This window comes from Kitasatospora xanthocidica (assembly GCF_014656195.1).
In the GTDB taxonomy this organism is placed as follows: Bacteria; Actinomycetota; Actinomycetes; order Streptomycetales; family Streptomycetaceae; genus Kitasatospora; species Kitasatospora xanthocidica.
In genome coordinates this window covers 1-17,627 of the sequence record NZ_BNBY01000016.1, presented here as the reverse complement: position 1 = coordinate 17,627, position 17,627 = coordinate 1, and the positions used below count along the sequence as shown (strand labels likewise).

Here is a 17,627-nt window from a genome sequence, read left to right as displayed (position 1 = left end):
CATTGCAGCAGGAGTTGCCCGCATGGCCGAACCGACCCGCTACCTCGGCAAGTTCCGGGGGACGGTGGTGAACAACGCCGACCCGCTCGGGATCGGCCGCATCCAGGCGCAGGTGCCCGACGTGCTGGGCGACGCCGTGTCGACCTGGGCGATGCCCTGCTTCCCGGTGGCCGGCCCGGGCATGGGCCACTACGCGGTCCCGCCGGTCGGGGCGGGCGTGTGGGTGGAGTTCGAGCAGGGCGACCAGAGCTACCCGATCTGGACGGGCTGCTGGTACGGCTCCGCCTCGGAGGTCCCGGTGGAGGCGACGACCGGCCCGCCGGGGGCGCCGAACCAGGTGCTGGAGACCACCGGGCGGCGGGTGATCGTCCTGTCCGACGACCCGACCACGGGGATCACGCTCCGCACCCCGAGCGGGGCATCGATCGTGATCAACGACTCGGGCATCCAGATCAGCAACGGCCAGGGCGCCTCGATCTCGCTCGTCGGCGCCACCGTTTCCATCAACCAGGACGCTCTGAGCGTGACCTGACGGGGGAGAACGTCATGACCGGAAGTCTGTTGCACGTCAATGCGACGGTGACCTGCCCGCACGGCGGCCAGGTGACGGCCCGGCCCGCCCAGGCGCGGGCGCTGGTCGCCGGCCAGGCCGTCACCAGCACGGCCGACCAGTACACCGTCACCGGCTGCCCGTTCAACGTGGCCGGCAAGCCGCAGCCCTGCGTGACGGTCCGCTGGGTGGTGCCGTCCACCCGGATCCGGGTGAACGGCTCCCCCGCGCTGCCGCAGTCCGCCGTCGGGCTGTGCCAGAGCGCCGAGCAGGTCCCGCAGGGGCCGCCGATCGTGACCGTCGTCCAGCAGCGGGCGGTGGGGGTGTGAACACCGGCACGAACACCGGCATGAGCACCGGCGTCAACACCGGGCCCATGAACACCGGGCCCATGAACGTCCCACAACCGCCCGGCCCGGCCCGGACGGACCTCGCGTTCCCGTTCCGGATCGACAGCCGCGGGCGCACCGCCGAGGCGGCGTACGACGACCATGTGCGCGACCTGATCGAGCAGTTGCTGTTCACCAGCCCCGGCGAGCGGGTCATGCACCCGGACTTCGGCTGCGGGCTGCTCGACCTGGTCTTCGCGCCGAACAGCCCGGAGCTGGCGGCCACCCTGCAGCTGTCCGTCCAGGCGGCGCTGCAGCGGTGGCTCGGCGACGTGATCGAGATCGCCGCGCTCGACGTGGAGAGCGAGGACAACGTGGTACGGGTCGAGCTGGCGTACGTGGTCCGCCGGACCGGTACGCAGCGGCAGGACGTGTTCGAGGGCGGGGTGGCGGCATGACCGGGCCAAGCGATTCCGCAACAGCCCAGTGCGGGACGGAGCTGCGGCGCGCCGACCTGCGCGCGGCGCACCTGCTGGGCCTGGACGGCGCCGAGCCGGAGGACGACGGGCGCACGCTGACCGTGACCTTCCTCGGCCGGGCACCGGACGAGCTCGGCCCGGAGAACGTCCGGGTCGACGGCGGCCGCCGGATCACCGGACTGCGTGCCCTCGCGGTCGAGATCGAGCGCGCGGACGACCCGGAGCTGGACGACCGGATGCACGTCACCCTCGACCGGGTCGGCGACACCTCCCGCTACCGGCTGACGGTGGTCGAGGCGGACGCCTACGGCCGCCCGGGCACCCGGCCGTACCCGGGCTTCGACCCGAGGTACGCGAGCACCGGGTTCTCCTTCGGCGCCGACTGCCCCTCCCCCTACGACTGCCGTACCGAGGAGAGCTGCCCGCCCTCCGCCCCGGCGTCCGCCGTCATCGACTACACCGCCCGCGACTACGAGAGTCTGCGCCGGCTCGTGCTGGACCGGATGAGCCTGACCACCCCCGGCTGGACCGAGCGGCACCTGCCCGACCTCGGCATCACCCTGGTCGAGTTGCTCGCCTACACCGCCGACCAGCTCTCCTACCAGCAGGACGCGGTGGCCACCGAGGCGTACCTCGACACCGCCCGCCGCCGGGTGTCGGTGCGCCGGCACGTCCGGCTGATCGACTACGCCGTGCACGAGGGCTGCAACGCCCGGGCGTTCGTCACCCTGGCGACGGACCGCCCGCTCACCCTGCACCCCGGCGGCTTCCGCTTCGCCGCCGTCGACGTCAGCCGGCTCGGCCCGCAGGAACGCCCGGAGCTGTCCACGGTGATCCCCGACGAGCAGCTGGACGGGCTCGCCCGGGCGGCGTCGGTCGAGGTGTTCGAGCCGCTCGGCGGAACGGACCTGGTGCTGCACCCTGAGCACAACACCATCCGGTTCTGGACCTGGGGCGACCAGGACTGCGTCCTGCCGAAGGGCGCGACCTCCGCCACCCTGCGCGACGACTGGCACGAGGCCGACCGGCCCGAGGACCGCACCCGGCACCTGGCGCTGCGCCCCGGCGACCTGCTGGTCGTCGAGGAGGTGCTCGGCCCGCGCACCGGCGCCGCCGCCGACGCCGACCCCGCGCACCGCCAGGCCGTCCGGCTCACCTCGGTCACCCACCTGGTCGACGAGCTGTACGAGCAGCCCGTGGTCGAGGTCGAGTGGGCGCCGGAGGACGCCCTCTCCTTCCCGGTCTGCCTGTCCGCACGCGGCGGGAGCGACTGCGGCCCGATCGCCGACGTGAGCGTCGCCCGCGGCAACGTCGTCCTGGTGGACCACGGCCGCTCGCTCACCTTCTGCGGCGGAGCCCCGGAGACCTTCGCGGTGCCGCCGGAGCCGGTCCGGGTGGCGCCCTGCGGGCCGGGCGGCTGCGGCTGCGCGGACCGCACCGGGGGCAGCCCGGCGGCGGAGGCGATCCACGAACTGCTCGACCGGACGAGGAGCGGCCGCCAGCTCGGCCCGGTCCAGGTCCGCGAGCTGTACGGGCTGCTCGGCGAGGCGGCGGTCCGGCGGGCCGGGCTGAGCATCCAGCTCGCCCCGGGCGCGAACGCGGAGGGCGAGGACGGCCAGGGGGCCGTGGTCGAGCCGCCCACGGCCGACGCCCAGGCGGCGACGCTGGAGACGCTGCTCGACCAGACCCGCTACCCCGTCCTGCCGCAGCCCTTCCGCCCGGTGCTGCGCTACGCGCCGGTCACCCAGGCGGCGGCCTACCCGGACCGGGCCCACGTCTGCGCCCGGCAGGCCGTCCTGCTCGCCGGCATCCCCGAACGGGTCCGGCAGCGGCTGGAGGAGCTGTGGCACCGAGCGGACTGCGGCCACCCCCTCTCCCGCGCCGAACTCGCCGAACTGACCCTGCTGTTCGGGGCCCGGGTGGTGCAGGAGCTGCACCTCGCCGAGCGGCCCGCCGCCGGGCTGCGCGAACTGCTGGCCCGCCGCACCCGCCTGCTCGCCGCCAAACTGCGCCGCCTCGAGGTGCTCACCGCCCGGGCCCGCTCCGGTGGGGTGCTCCGGCGGCCCGGCGTCTGGGAGGTGGCGCAGAGCTGGGGCGGGCGGTACGCCGCCGGGCTCGACCCCGACTCCCCCGCGCTGGCCGGCCCGGCGTCCGGGATCGCCGTCCAGGACCCTCGTGCCGCGCTGCCGGCCGTCCGGGCCACCGCCGGGGGCCAGGAGTGGACGCCCCGCCGGGACCTGCTCGCCGACGGCCCGCGCGACCGGCACTTCGTCGGCGAGCCGGAGGACGACGGCCGCCTCGCGCTGCGCTTCGGCGACGGGCGGCACGGCCAGCCGCCCCGGCCCGGCGCGGAGTTGCGGGTCGCCTACCGGATCGGCAACGGCACGGCCGGCAACGTCGGCGCGGAGGCCATCAACCACCTGGTGGTCTGCCAGGACCGGCCGCCCCACCCGAGGGGGCGAAGCACCGTCACACCGCCGCAGGACGCACTGCTCCGGGTCCGTAACCCGATGCCCGCGAGCGGCGGCACCGATCCCGAACCGCTCGACCAGGTACGGCAGTCGGCCCCGCTCGCGCTGAGCCGCACCCGGCTGCGCGCCGTCACCGCCGCCGACTACGCGGAGCTGGCCGCGGCCCTGCCGGGCGTCCGGCGGGCCGCCGCCGAGCTCCGCTGGACCGGCAGCGTCCAGGAGGTCCACGTCGCCGTCGAGCCGTACGGGCACGCCACCGCGGACACCGCCCTGCTCGAAGCGGTCGGACACGGCCTGGAGGCGTACCGCCGGATCGGCCACGACCTGGTGGTCCGCCCCGCCCTGGTGGTGCCGCTCGACCTCGAACTGGAGGTGTGCGCCGCCCCCGGCTACCAACGCGGCCACGTGCTGGCCGAGTTGCGGCGGGTGCTGGGCAATCGCGCCCTGCCGGACGGCCGGCTCGGCTTCTTCCACCCGGACGCGCTGGGCTTCGGCGAGCCGGTGCGGGTCTCCCGGCTGGTGGCCGCGGCCGCCGCCGTACCGGGCGTGGTCAGTGCCCGGGTCACCCGGCTGCGGCGGCAGTTCGGGCGGGACGACGGCGAACTGGCCGACGGACTGCTGCGGCTCGGCGCGCTGGAGATCGCCGGCTGTGACAACGACCCCGACTGGCCGGAGAACGGCCGGCTCTCGATCGTGATCGGAGGTGGCCGATGAGCGGCCAGTGCACCTGCGGCTGCGCGGGCACCGCCACCGCGACGCCCGTCCCGCTGTTCAACCCGCCCGGGCTGGACACCATCGGCTACCGGGTCGGCGGTTACGGGGAGTTCCTCGACAGCCTGCTCGCCCGGCTGTCCGGCCCCGCCTACCCGGCGCTGCGCGACCTGACCGTCCGCACCCCGGACGACCCGGCGATCGCGCTGCTGGACTCCTGGGCCGTGCTCGCCGACGTGCTCACCTTCTACTCGGAGCGGATCGCCAACGAGGGCTACCTGCGCACCGCCACCGAGGAGGGCTCGCTCACCCTGCTCGGCCGGCTGGTCGGGCACCGGCCCCGGCCCGGCGTCGCCGCCGACACCTACCTCGCCTACACGCTCGACCACGACCCGCGGGCCGCCGAGGACCCGACCGTGACCATCCCGCGCGGCGCCCGCAGCCAGAGCGTCCCCGGCCCCGGCGAGGACCCGCAGTCCTTCGAGACCGCCGAGGACCTCGCCGCCCGCTCCGCCTGGAACGACCTGGCGGTGCTGCGCCGCCGCCCGTACCAGCTGACGCCCGGGCAGCTGAACCCCGGCGGCCGGGCCGAGCTGTTCGCCGCCGGCACCGCCAACAACATCAAGCCGGGCGACCGGCTGCTGTTCGTGTTCAGCGCCGACAAGGCCGCCGACCCGGTCCACCGGGCGCTGCGGCTGGTGCCCGAGGTGCGGCTCGACCGCGAGAACGACGTCACGGTGATCGGGCTGCCCCGGGACCTGCGCACCCTCAAGGACCTGCGCGCCGAGCTGGCGGACTGGATCACCGTCACCGAGAACGCCCCGAACCCCAGGCCCGGGCACAGCCGGATCCTCCGGGACTTCGACGACCAGGTGCTGGCCCCGCTGCGCGCCGACCTCGACCGGCCGGCCGGCCCGCTGAGCACCCCCGCGGACTTCGCCGACCGGCTCGCCCCGGTGGTCGCCCGCGCCGCCGAGGCCGCCGAACTGGCGCACTCCCAGCAGCCGGTGGCCCGCTGGTTCGCGGCCCTCGGCGAGGAACTGTCCCGCCTGCGCGACCGCGCCCACCAGCTGGAGCCGCCGCAGGCCCCCGACAAGCCCGGGCCGAACCCACCCGGCAGCGGCACCGCCGACCCGGCCGTCCGCGGACTCGGCTCCGTGCTGGCGGCGCTGCGCACCGCCCCCACCCGGCCCCCGCTGAGCGCCCGGGACCTCACCCGCGACCCGCAGCGCCTGTTCGCGCCCGGCTCGGACCTCGGCGTACAGCTGCTCTCCGCACTCGACCCCCGGCTGCGCGACGGCCTCTACCCCGCCTGGCGGCAGGTCGACCTGACGGCGCCGCTCGCCGTGCACGAGATCCAGGCGATGCGGGTGGTCGCCACCCCGTTCGGCGCCACCGCGCCGCTCAAGCCCGTCTACGGCACCGACGGCCGGATCGACGACTACGTGGACTGGCCGCTCTCCGGCACCACGCTGATCAGCGTCCGGGTCAACTTCGACACCGCCGGCACCGTCCCGAAGACCGCCGTCTTCACGTACATCGAGGCCGGCGCCCCGAACCACAACGCCTTCTCGCTGCCGTGGGACCAGACCTTCACCCTCGGGCCCGGACAGGTCAAGGTGGTCACCACCGAGCCGGCCACACCGCCGTCGAACCCGCACGCCGCCGCCGTACGCGCCGCGGTGCCCGCTCCCGACCAGGAGGCCGGGGTCAGCGCCAAGTTCCTGGCCAAGCTGCCCGAACGCACCGTCTTCATGTCCCGCCCGCAGGCCGACGGCCGCATCCACGTGAAGATCGACGGCGGGCCCGGCGGCGCCGCGCTCGACTACCACCTCGACCCGGGCCAGGAGAAGACCGCCGAGTCCGGCGAGCTGAACGTCCGGGTCCACCGCTACACCGCCACCGACCAGTCGCCGCCCGCGATCGAGGTGGTGTTCACCACCAAGCGGCAGCCGGTCTCCGGCACCATCCTCACCCTCGACGCGGTCTACGACCAGATCGCGCCCGGCAGCTGGGTGGTCGTCCAGCGCCCGCGCAAGGGGATCGACGGCGGCATCCCGGGCAGCCGCGACCTCGCCGAGGTCATCACCCGGGTGACCGACGTCCGGGTGATCTCCCGCGCCGACTTCGGCATCACCGGCAAGGTGACCGAACTGTCCCTCCAGCAGCCGTGGTTGGACAAGGAGGACATCCAGCTCTCGGACATCCGGGACGCCACCGTCTACGCCCGCGGCGAGTCGCTGCGGCTCGCCGACGAGCCCGTCACCGAGGAGGTCCGCGGCGACCGGATCGACCTCGCCCGGCTCTACGACGGGCTGACGCCCGGCCGGTTGATCGCGGTCAGCGGCGAGCGGACCGACATCCCGAACACCACCGGGGTCCGGGGCACCGAACTCGCCATGATCGCCGGCGTCGAGCAGAGCGTCGACCCGCTCCTGCCCGGGGACACCGTCCGCACCAGCATCACGCTCAGCGCCCGCCTCGCCTTCCGCTACCGGCGCGACACCGTCCAGGTCCTCGGCAACGTGGTCCGCGCCACCCAGGGCGCCACCCGCGACGAGGCCATCGGCAGCGGCGACGCCGGCGTCCCCGGCCAGCGCTTCACCCTGTGGCAGTCGCCGCTCACCTGGCTCGCCGCCGACACCCCCAGGGGCGCGCGCAGCACCCTGGAGGTCCGGGTCGACGGGGTCCGCTGGCACGAGGTCGACAGCCTCGCCGGGCGCGGCCCGGACGAACGGGTCTACGTCACCGCGACCACGACCGACGGGCGCACCACCGTCACCTTCGGCGACGGCGTGCACGGTGCGCGCCTGCCCACCGGCCGGGAGAACGTCCGCGCCCGCTACCGGATCGGCATCGGCGAGAGCGGCAACGTCGGCGCCGGACGGATCAGCCAGCTCACCACCCGCCCGCTCGGCGTCTCCGCCGTCGTCAACCCGCTGCCCGCCACCGGCGGCGCCGGACCGGACGGCCCGGGCCTGGCCAGGCGCACCATCCCGCTCGCCGTCACCGCCCTGGACCGGCTGGTCTCGGTGCCCGACTACGAGGACTTCACCCGCTCCCGGGCCGGCATCGGGCGGGCGAGCGCCACCCGGCTCTCGGACGGCAGGCGGGAGCTCGTCCACGTCACGGTGGCCGGGGTGGACGACATCCCGCTCACCGCCGACTCCGACCTGATCCGCACCCTGCGGTCCTCGCTCACCGCCTACGGCGACCCGAAGCTGCCGGTCGAGGTCGCGCTGCGCGAACTCGTCCTGCTGGTCGTCGCCCTGAGCGTCAAGGTCGACCCGGACCACTCCTGGGAGCTGGTCGAACCGGCGGTGCGCCGCGCCCTGCTCGACCGGCTCGGCTACGCCGGACGCCAACTCGGCCAGAGCGCCCACCTGTCCGAGGTGCTCGCCGCCGCCCAGGCCGTCCCCGGCGTGGACTGGGTCGAGGTCGACGCCTTCACGGGCGTGCCCGGCAGCCTCACCCCGGAGGGCCTGGAGCACCTGTCCGAGCAGCTCGCCCAGCCCCAGCCGGCCGTCCCGGCCCGGCTCGCCCGCTTCGACGAACAGCGGTACCGGGTACGGGGCCCCGACCCGGAGACCCTCACCGAGATCGCCGCCCGCAACGGCGTCTCGGTCGCCGAGCTGCTGCGCCTCAACCCGTCCGTCACCGACACCCGGCCGCTGCCGCCCGGCCGCGTGGTGACGGTGTTCCGCGGCATCCGCCCGGCCCAACTCGCCCTGCTGTCACCGAACCTGCCCGACACGCTGATCCTCAAGGAGGTCGTCCGATGACTCGTGACCCGGACGGGCTGGCGGAGCTGCTGCCGCAGTGGCACCGGCTGCGGGACGCCGAGGCCGGCGAGCCGCTGCGCGCCCTGCTGGCCGTCATCGCCGAGCAGGTCGACGTCGTCCGCGGCGGCGTCGAACAGGGCTACCAGGACTGGTTCGTGGAGACCGCCGCCGACTGGGCCGTCGCCTACCTCGGCGACCTGGTCGGCTACCGGATCCTTCCCGGCTACGAGGAGGTGCTCGCCACCGGCCTGCACGGCGGGGCCTCCCCGGAGCGGGCCGCGGCCCGCGACCGGCTCGCCGCCCGGCTGGCGCCGCGGCACGACGTCGCGAACACCGTCGCCAACCGCCGGCGCAAGGGCACGCTCGCCCTGCTGGAGGAGCTGTCCGCCTCCGTCGCCGATTGGCCGGCCCGGGCGGTGGAGCTCTCCCGGCTGCTCGGCGGCACCCAGCCGGTGCGGCTGCTGCGCCCCGACGAGGAGCCGGCCGACCGTCAGCGGCTGAGCCGGGGCCGGCTGGTCGACGTGCGGCGCGGCGCCGAACTGGACCTGCTCGGCGGGCCCTTCGACGGGCAGGCGCACACCGCCGACGTCCGCCGGGCCGCCTCCGCCCGCCGCCAGGGCGGCTACACGCCGGCCGGTGTCGCCCTGTACGTCTGGCGGCTGAAGCCGTACCCGGTCACCCGGGCGCCCGCGTACTGCATCGACCGGGCCAGGAACCTCTTCACCTTCTCGGTCCTCGGCAACGACGCCCAGCTGGTCACCAAGCCGGAGCCGGAGCCGTCGACCACCCACCTCGCGACGATCGACAACGTGCCGGCCCCGATCCGGCGCCGGCAGCTCGCCGAGCGGCTGGCCGACTACTACGGGCCGGGCAAGAGCTTCGCCATCTGGCGCGACGGCGCCCAGGAGCCGGTCCCGCCCGCCGAGATCACGGTGGCCGACCTGAGCGACTGGACGTACCGGCCCAAGCGCGGGCAGGTCGCCGTCGACCCGCTGCTCGGCCGGATCGCCTTCGGCGCCCGCTCCGCCCCGCGCCGCGGCGTCTGGGTCGACTACCACTACGCGTTCAGTGACGACATCGGCGGCGGGGAGTACCCGCGCGACCGCCCGGAGCCCCGGCACCGGGCGGTCTACCGGGTCGGCCCCGGCGGGCCGTACGAGCGGATCAACGACGCCTACCAGCAGTGGCGCGCCGACCAGGAGTCCGGCGGCGCGGGCGGCGCCGCCGTCATCGAGATCACCCACAGCGGCGCCTACCAGGAACAGCTGGACTTCGACCTGGCCGCCGACGACCGCCTCGAACTGCGCGCCACCGAGGGCACCCGGCCGGTGATCCGGCTGCTCGACTGGTACAGCAACCGGCCGGACGCGCTCAACGTCCGGGGCGTCTGCCCGGGCGGGCGGCTGGTCCTGGACGGGCTGCTGATCACCGGCCGCGGGGTCAACGTCACCGGACCCCTGGCCTCCGTCACCCTGCGGCACTGCACCCTGGTGCCGGGCTGGTCGCTGGAGCCGCACTGCGAACCGCACTCGCCGCAGGAGCCCAGCCTCGTCCTGGACCACACCACCGCCTGCGTGACGATCGAGCGCAGCATCCTGGGCACGATCCAGGTCGTCGGCGACGAGGTCGACACCGACCCGCTGGAGATCCACCTCTCCGACAGCGTCCTGGACGCCACCGGGTCCGAACGCCCGGCGCTCTCCGGGCCCGACTGCGAGCACGCCTACGCGCTGCTGCACGCCCACCGGTCCACGGTGGTCGGCGAGGTGCACACCCACGCGGTGCCGATCGCCGAGGACTGCCTGTTCACCGGGCGGCTTCGGGTGGCCCGCCGCTCGCTCGGCTGCCTGCGGTTCTGCTACGTCCCGCCGTGCTCGCGCACCCCGCGCCGGTACGAGTGCCAGCCGGACCTGGTGCGCTCGGCGGTGACCGAGCTGGTCGAGCGCGGCGAGCTGGACCCGGCGCGGGCCGCCCGGCTGCGCGAGCTGGAGGCCGAGCGGGTCCGCCCGCTGTTCACCAGCCTGCGGTACGGCACGCCCGGCTACGGCCAATTGGCCGCCGGGTGCGCGCCGGAGATCACCCGCGGCGCCGAGGACCGCTCCGAACTCGGCGCCTTCCACGACCTGTTCCAGCCCCAGCGCGAGGACAACCTGCGGGCGAGGCTCGCCGAGTACACCCCGGCCGGCACCGACGCCGGGATCTTCCACGCCTCCTGACCCGCCAGCCACTGATGATTGTGAGAGGGAAACCGTGCACGCAGACTTCTCGCGCCTGACCTTCCGGCCCGGCAAGCACTACTCCGCGGTGCTGACCCAGCAGGGCCGGGTCCAGCTGGACGCCGACGCCAACGAGCAGGCCGCGATCGAGCGGTACCAGCTGCGCACACTCGCCGCCGACCTGATCGGCCGCCGCGGCGGACCGGCCGCTGCGGCCGGATTCGCGATCGGCTACGTACCGGGCAACCACGACGTGGACGACCTCACCATCGGCGGCGGCCGCTACTACGTGGACGGCATCCTGTGCGAGGCCGACCGGCCCGAGCCCGGCATCGCCGTGCCCGACGAGCCCGGCCCGAGCCATGGCAGCGACGCCCGGGAGGCGCCGCTCGGCTGGACGTACTGGGACCAGCCGGACGCCTACCGCGACCAGGACCGCGACGGCGACCGGCTGCCCGGCGAATTCCCGTTCCTGGTCTACCTGAAGGTCTGGGAGCGCAGCGTCACCGCCGTCGAGGACCCGGAGATCCGCGAGGTCGCGCTCGGTGCGGCGATGCCCGACACGGCGGCCCGGGCCAAGCTCGTCTGGCAGGTACTCGCCCTGCCCGCCTCGGAGTTGAGCGTTCCGGACGGCGGGGTGTCCCGGGTGCGGGAGGCCTTCGACGCGTGGGCCGAGACGCAGGAGCGGCCGGGCGGGCTGCTGGCCGCGCGCGCCCGGCGGCCGGAGCGGGCGAGCGAGGACCCGTGCCTGGCCCACCCCGAGGCCGGCTACCGGGGTCCGGAGAACCAGCTGTACCGGGTGGAGGTCCACCACGGCGGCTCGGCGGACGGCTGCGCCACGTTCAAGTGGTCCCGGGAGAACGGCTCGGTCGTCCTGCCGGTCGCCTCGATCGAGGGCGTCTGGGTCGACCTCACCTCGCTGGGCGACGACGACAAGCTCAGCCTCTCGGTCGGCGACTGGGTCGAGGTCGCGGACAGCGCGTACATCAGCCGGGGCGAGCCGGCGAACCTGCTCCAGGTGGAGGAGACCGACCTGCCGGGGCGCCGGGTGCGGCTGTCCGCCGAACCGCTGCCGGAGGTCGGGCGGCTGGCCGAGCGCCACCCCTTCCTGCGCCGCTGGGACCACCGGGCGCCCCGCGGCCGCGACGCCCTGCCGCTGGCCGGCGGCGCCCTGCAGCTCCAGGAGGGCGCCTGGCTCGACCTCGAGGACGGCGTCCAGGTGTACTTCCGCCCCTGCGGCGACTACACCCGGGGCGACTACTGGCTCATCCCCGCGCGGACCGCCACCGGCTCGGTGGAGTGGCCGCAGAACGCGGCCGGCGAGGCGCTGCTCCGCGAACCGGCCGGGGTCCAGGTCCACCACGCCCCGCTCGCCTGGGTGAAGGGCCCCACCACGGTCGTCGACCTCCGGCAGACCTTCACCCCGCTGACCGCCCCCACCCCCCAGTAGCCCGTGTCCGACGATTCGCGCCGCCAGCCCCGCGCGAATCGTCGGACCCACCGCAGCAGGTGCAGGGCCCCGCGCACGGTTTCCCCGCTCGTCGGCGGATCGAGATCTGACGACCACCGGGCGTCACCCCCGCCGTCGGCCCGGGCCCGCGGACCGGCCCCCGCGGACCGGCTGTCAGCGCAGCCCGGCCGTCCGGCGCTCGAACACCTCGGGGCGTGCGGTCTCCAGGGCCGTGGCGACCGCGCCGAGGAGCACCGCCTCCTCGCCCAGGAGGCTCGGGGCGAGCGTCGGACGCATCGGGGCGAGCCGGTGCAGGGCCTGCTCCAGCGGCTCCAGGAGCAGGTCGGCGCTGCTGCCGATGCCGCCGCCGAGCACCACCAGGTCCGGATCCAGCACGGCGGACAACACGGCTACGGCATAGGCCAGTTGCTCGGCCTCCTGGTGCACCGCCCGGACCGCCGCGGCCTCGCCGGCCCGGGCCCGTTCGAAGACCTGCTTCGCCGTCACCTGCCGCGCCTGGCCGTCCCCCTCCACCCCGTGGTCCCGGGCGGCGCGCACCACCGCGTCCGCGGCGGCCTCCTGCTCGATGGTCGCCACCGGCTCGCCGGGGCGGGCGGGCAGCGGCACCTGGCCGATCTCGCCCAGCGCGCCGTGCGCCCCGAGCAGCAGCTCACCGTCCTTCACCACGCCCAGGCCGAGACCGGTGCCGACCAGCAGGTAGGCGAACATCCGGCTGCCCCGCCCGGCGCCCAGGGTGTACTCGCCGAGCGCGGCCAGGTTGGCGTCGTTGGCCACCGAGACGGCCGTCCCCAGCCCCTCCCCGATCCGGTCGAACAGCCCGGGCCTCCCCCAGCCGGGCAGGCTGGAGGCGTAGCGCACACCGCGCCGCTCCTCGTCCCACACGCCCGGGGTGCCGATCACGGCGTGCACGATGTCGCCGGCGGCCAGGCCCGCCTCCGCGATCGCCTCGTGCGCGGCGGCGACCACCGCGTCCGCGACGGCGTTCGCCGTACGGCCGCGGTTGGCCACGTCCCGGCGGGCGACGACCGTCCCGGCGAGGTCCGCGACGGCCACCCGCAGCCGGGCGCGGCCGATGTCCACGCCGAGCACGTGCCCGGCCGTCGGGTCGACCTCGTACAGCACCGCGGTGCGGCCGCGCTCGGGGGCCAGCCGTCCGGCCTCGCGGACCAGCCCGGCCTGCTCCAGCGCGGCCAGCGCGGCCGAGACGGTGGGCTTGGACAGGCCGGTGTCCCGGGCCAGCTGGGCGCGCGAGGAGCCACCACCGGTGCGCAGCAGCTCCAGCAGCAGCCACTCGTTGTTGCTGCGCAGCCGCTGCCGGTTCCAGGGCACCGCGGGGGCCCCGGCCGCCGGGCGACTGGTCCGCTGGTGGGCGCTCATCGGTTCCTCCGGTCTGGTGCTCACGCGACTGGTACTCACGCGTTTCGGGCACGGGGTTCGGGCGGGGTCTGGCACGGGGTCGGGCGGGGTCTGGCACGGGGTCCGGCACGGGCGGCGGTGCCCGGTGTCGGGCGCCGCCGCCCAAGTATGACCGGTGATCATCCGCCGTTCGCCCGCCGGACCCCTGCCGCTCCCCCGCGCCCCGGCCGCCCGAACGCCCGGCCGCGTGCCCGGACCCGTACCCCGCCGCCTACCCGGCCGCGGCCCGGCGGCCGACCCCCTCCCGTGCCGGTCCCGCTACAACACCGTCTCCGGCGAGTCAAGGTTTGCTCCAGTTGTGGGCGTGCCGCGCCCCGGCGCGTGATCATGGGCGTATGCACTTCCGGCACGGCAACCGAGCAGAGGGCTCCCCGCCCGCGACACCGGGCTCCCGGTCGCTGGCGGCGACGGCGGCGGCCCTCGCCGCGCGACTCGGTGCGATCACCGGCGGTGACCACGGCGGTGACCACGGCGGCGAGCGCCGCGGTGAACGCAGCAGTGAACGCAACGGCGGCCGCACCGGTGACCGCGGGGACAGCGCCGGTGGCCACGACAGCGGTCTCGGCGACGACCTGGGCGGTGACGACCCCGCCCTGCTGCGCGCGGTCCTGGCCGCCGCCCCGGTCGGGGTCGCCGTGCTCGACGAGGGGCTGCGCTGGCAGTACCTCAACCCCGCCTTCACCACCGCGACCGGCCTGCGCCGGGCCGACCTGCTCGGCCGCGCCGCCGAGGCCACCGCCTTCGCCGGTGCCGTCGCCACGCTGCGCCGCGTCCTCGCCGACGGGCGCGACCGCGAGCACGCCACCGGTGGCCAGGACGGCGCGGGGCATCCTGTCCCGCCCGGTCTGCGGGTGCGCTACCGGCGCCTGCGGCACGCCGGCCGGACCACCGGAGTGATCGTCGTGGTCCTGGACGACCCCGACCCGGTCCGTGAGCGGCTCCGCGAGCTGGAGCAGGCCCGCGCCCGTCTGGCGCTGCTCGACGCCGCCGCCGAGCGGATCGGCACCACCCTCGACATCGGCACCACCTGCACCGAGCTGGCCGCCTTCGCGGTGCCGGGTCTGGCCGACCTCGCCGTCGTCGACGTCCTGCCGCCCGAGGCCGAGCCGGCCCGGTCAGGGGGCGGGGCGTCCCAGCGGCTGCACCGGGCCGCCGTCCGGTCCGTCCCGTCCTTGACGGCGGCGCTCGACGACCTGGCCCGCCCGGGCGAATCGATCCGCCACCGGGAGGGGTCGGCCGCCGCCCGTAGTCTCGCCGGCGGCATCGCCGTGCTCGCCGAGCCCGGCCCGGAGGACTCCTGCCCGGCCGGGACCACTTCCCTGCTCGTCCTGCCGCTCGCCGCCCGCGGCCGCCCGGTCGGTCTGCTCACCCTCGGCCGTTCCGCCGCGACCCCGCCGTTCACCGCCGACGAGGCCGCCCTGCTCGGCGACCTCGCCTCGCGGGCCGCCACCGGCATCGACAACGCCCGCCGCTACAGCCGTTCCCAGGGCATCGCCCTCGAACTGCAGCGGGCCCTGCTCAGCGAACCGAGCAACCCGCACCAGAACCTCGCCCTCGCCTCCCGCTACCTGCCCTCCGGCACCAGTTCGGTGGTCGGCGGCGACTGGTACGAGACGGTCCGGCTGCCGTTCGGCCGTACCCTGCTCGCTATGGGCGACGTCATGGGGCACGGCGTCGAGGCCGCCGTCGACATGAGCCACTACCGCTCCGCGCTGCGCGACATCGCCGGGATGGACCTGCCCCCGCACCGGATCCTGCGCCAGCTCGACACCGTCATCTCCGCCGACGACTCCGCCCGCCCGGCGACCTGCCTGCTCGCCCTCGCCGACCCGGGCCGCGGCCGCTGGACCCTCTCCAGCGCGGGCCACCTGCCGCCCGCCCTGATCACCCCTGACCGGCCCACCGAGCTACTGCGGATCCCCACCGGCCCGCCCCTCGGCACCGGCCTCGGCGGCTACGAGCAGACCGCCCACCCCCTCGACCCCGGCCAGACCCTGCTGCTCTACACGGACGGCCTGGTCGAGCGGCGCGGCGAGGACATCGACGCCTCCCTGGACCGCCTGGCCGCCCTCTGCCTGCCCACCACCGGCGACCTCGACGACCTCCTCGACGCCGTCCTCCACGCCCTCGTCCCGCCCCCGTCCTCCGCCGCCGAGGACGACATCGCCCTCCTCGCGGCCCGAGCCAGGCCGCGCTGACGGGCCTGTCGGCGCTGGCGGGCCCGACGGCACGGACGGCGCTGCCGTCGCGGAGGCTCTGCGCCCCCCGGTGGCGCTCGCCCGTCGGGCCCGCGCGGGCCTCAGGCCTTCGCCAGCGCCTGGTCCACGTCCGCCCAGATGTCCTCCGGGTGCTCGATGCCCACCGACATCCGCACCATGCCGACGCCGATCCCGACGGCCGCCAACTCCTCGTCCGACAGCTGTCGGTGGGAGGTGCTCGCCGGGTGCAGGACCAGGCTGTGCACCCCGCCCAGCGACGGTGCCAGCGATGCGAGGCGCACCGATTCGGTGAAGGCGCGGGCCGCCTCGCGACCGCCGGCGAGGTCGAAGGCGAGGACGCCGCCGTGGCCTTCGGGGAGCAGCCGGCGGGCGAGTTCGTGGTCCGGGTGACCGGGCAGGCCCGGGTAGTGGACGGCGGTGACGGCGGGGTGGGCGGCGAGCCGGCCGGCCAGGTCGAGGGCGGTGTCGCAGTGGCGGCGGACCCGCAGGGCGAGGGTCTGCAGGCCGCGCAGGGTCAGCCAGGCGGCGAACGGGTCGACGGTGGCGCCGAGTTCGAGCGAGTACCGCCAGACCTCGCGGTGCAGTTCCGGGTCGGCGAAGACGGCGATCCCGGCGAGGACGTCCGAGTGTCCGCCCAGGTACTTGGTGGCGGAGTGGATCACGATGTCCGCGCCGTGCTCGATCGGCCGGCACAGCAGCGGGGTCGCGAAGGTGTTGTCGACCACGCTCACCACCCCGGCGCGCTTCGCGACGGCGATCAGGCCGGGCAGGTCGGTGACCCGGGTGGTGGGGTTGGAGACGGTCTCCAGGTGCAGCAGCCGGGTGTGGGGGCGCAGGGCGGCTTCGAGTTCCGCCGGGTCGTCGCCGCTCACGTGGGTGACCTCGATGCCCCGGCGCTCGGCGAGGTCGGCGAGCAGGGCGAAGGTGCCGCCGTACAGGCTCCGTTGGGCGATCACGTGGTCACCGGAGCGCAGCAGGGCGAGGAGTACGGAGTTGATCGCGCCCATGCCGGACGCGGCCGCGAGCGCGCCGACGCCGCCTTCGAGGTCGGCGACGGCGTCCTCCAGTGAGCGGACGGTCGGGTTGCCGAAGCGGTTGTAGAAGAACGCCCCGTCGGGTCCCTCGTGGGCCTGGACGAGCGCCTCACCGGTCTCGAACGCGAACAGGTGGCTCTGGTGCAGGGGGACGCCGAGCGGGCGGCTGCCGGCGGCCTCGGCGAGCGGCGGGTGGACGATCCGGCTCTCGGGGCGCAGCGCCCCGGGGTTCTGGTGGAAGTCGCTCATGCCGCCCATCCTCGGCGGGCTCCCCCGCCCCGGCCAGGGCCAATCGCACCCGGGTGGACCGCTCTCCGGGGCGGCCCGCTCCGCGTGGCCCGCGGGTCCGGACGTGCGGGTCCGGACGGCTGTTCCGGCGCCGCCGCCCGGACCCGCGGGTCCGTCGGCCTACCGACGGCGGCCGCTGAAGATCCGCTTCGCCGCGTAGACGATCCCGACGATCAGCAGCACGAAGAGCAGGATGACGAGGATGACCACGACCAGCAGGAACTTGCCGAGCTTGGCGAAGAAACCCTTCTTCTTCTTCTCGTCCTTGGCCGCGAGGTGCGCGGCCTCACCACGGGACGGGGTGAGGGACGAGGCCTCGGAGGCGGCGGCGGGCCGCGCGGCCAGTGCGGCGGGTGCGGCAGGACCGGAGGCGGCGGGGCCGGACGCGGCGGCCGCGAGGGTTCGGGGTGCGGCCACCGCCGTCGCGCTCGACGCCGCGGCGGTGAGGCCGACGGCGGCCAGCAGTGCCACCAGGGCGCCGGCTATCGAACGTGCGATCCGGTGAGTCATCGTGCTCCTCGTGCGGTTTCGGAGTGGTGCGGGTGAGTCTGTCCCCAGCAATTTCTCATGGTCTGACCAGCTGGTTTTCTCATCCGCGCCTAGGCCGTGTTTTAGAAGGCGTCGAAGGTGCGTCTGGTTGGCCGTCCGGGGAAGCTGCGGG

At 75.5% G+C, this 17,627-nt stretch carries 11 protein-coding genes; 8 read left to right on the top strand and 3 right to left on the bottom strand.

Going from position 1 to position 17,627, the window contains the following annotated elements; all coding sequences use genetic code 11:
- The first annotated feature begins 22 nt into the window (after window positions 1-22).
- The 7 genes from IE332_RS25160 (at window position 23) to IE332_RS25130 (ending at window position 11,988) form a co-directional block, all read left to right on the top strand.
- Window positions 23-532 (top strand): phage baseplate assembly protein V, encoded by a 510-nt coding sequence (locus IE332_RS25160; protein WP_189920486.1) that lies wholly within the window; start codon window positions 23-25, stop codon window positions 530-532.
- A 14-nt stretch (window positions 533-546) separates the two neighbouring features.
- Window positions 547-879, top strand: a complete 333-nt coding sequence (locus IE332_RS25155; RefSeq protein WP_189920483.1) for a hypothetical protein — start codon at window positions 547-549, stop codon at window positions 877-879.
- Window positions 880-941: 62 nt separating this feature from the next.
- Window positions 942-1,337 (top strand): GPW/gp25 family protein, encoded by a 396-nt coding sequence (locus IE332_RS25150; protein ID WP_189920742.1) that lies wholly within the window; start codon window positions 942-944, stop codon window positions 1,335-1,337.
- Window positions 1,334-4,543, top strand: a complete 3,210-nt coding sequence (locus IE332_RS25145) for a putative baseplate assembly protein (RefSeq protein WP_189920481.1) — start codon at window positions 1,334-1,336, stop codon at window positions 4,541-4,543. Before IE332_RS25150 ends, IE332_RS25145 begins: the two co-directional genes overlap by 4 nt.
- The gene (locus IE332_RS25140) at window positions 4,540-8,322 is read left to right on the top strand and encodes a putative baseplate assembly protein (protein ID WP_189920479.1); all 3,783 of its coding nucleotides are present in this window, start codon (window positions 4,540-4,542) and stop codon (window positions 8,320-8,322) included. The genes IE332_RS25145 and IE332_RS25140 overlap by 4 nt, the downstream gene beginning before the upstream one ends.
- The gene (locus tag IE332_RS25135) at window positions 8,319-10,538 is read left to right on the top strand and encodes a hypothetical protein (RefSeq protein ID WP_189920477.1); all 2,220 of its coding nucleotides are present in this window, start codon (window positions 8,319-8,321) and stop codon (window positions 10,536-10,538) included. Before IE332_RS25140 ends, IE332_RS25135 begins: the two co-directional genes overlap by 4 nt.
- A 34-nt stretch (window positions 10,539-10,572) precedes the next feature.
- Complete coding sequence (locus IE332_RS25130; protein ID WP_189920475.1) at window positions 10,573-11,988, top strand: DUF6519 domain-containing protein; 1,416 nt, start codon at window positions 10,573-10,575, stop codon at window positions 11,986-11,988.
- A 174-nt stretch (window positions 11,989-12,162) separates the two neighbouring features.
- On the opposite strand, the gene IE332_RS25125 is transcribed toward IE332_RS25130, so the two are convergent.
- The gene (locus IE332_RS25125) at window positions 12,163-13,386 is read right to left on the bottom strand and encodes an ROK family transcriptional regulator (protein WP_189920473.1); all 1,224 of its coding nucleotides are present in this window, start codon (window positions 13,384-13,386) and stop codon (window positions 12,163-12,165) included.
- 374 nt (window positions 13,387-13,760) lie between these two features.
- On the opposite strand from IE332_RS25125, the gene IE332_RS25120 reads away from it, so the two are divergent.
- A complete protein-coding gene (locus tag IE332_RS25120) occupies window positions 13,761-15,623 on the top strand; it encodes a SpoIIE family protein phosphatase (RefSeq protein ID WP_189920471.1) in 1,863 nt (620 codons plus the stop codon).
- A gap of 101 nt (window positions 15,624-15,724) precedes the next feature.
- Here the strand turns inward: IE332_RS25120 and IE332_RS25115 are convergent, their stop codons facing one another.
- Both IE332_RS25115 and IE332_RS25110 read right to left on the bottom strand, forming a co-directional pair.
- Window positions 15,725-16,927: a trans-sulfuration enzyme family protein gene (locus IE332_RS25115; RefSeq protein ID WP_189920469.1), complete on the bottom strand. Its 1,203-nt coding sequence runs from the start codon at window positions 16,925-16,927 to the stop codon at window positions 15,725-15,727.
- Window positions 16,928-17,086: 159 nt separating this feature from the next.
- Window positions 17,087-17,476 (bottom strand): hypothetical protein, encoded by a 390-nt coding sequence (locus IE332_RS25110; RefSeq protein WP_189920467.1) that lies wholly within the window; start codon window positions 17,474-17,476, stop codon window positions 17,087-17,089.
- Window positions 17,477-17,627: the final 151 nt, after the last annotated feature.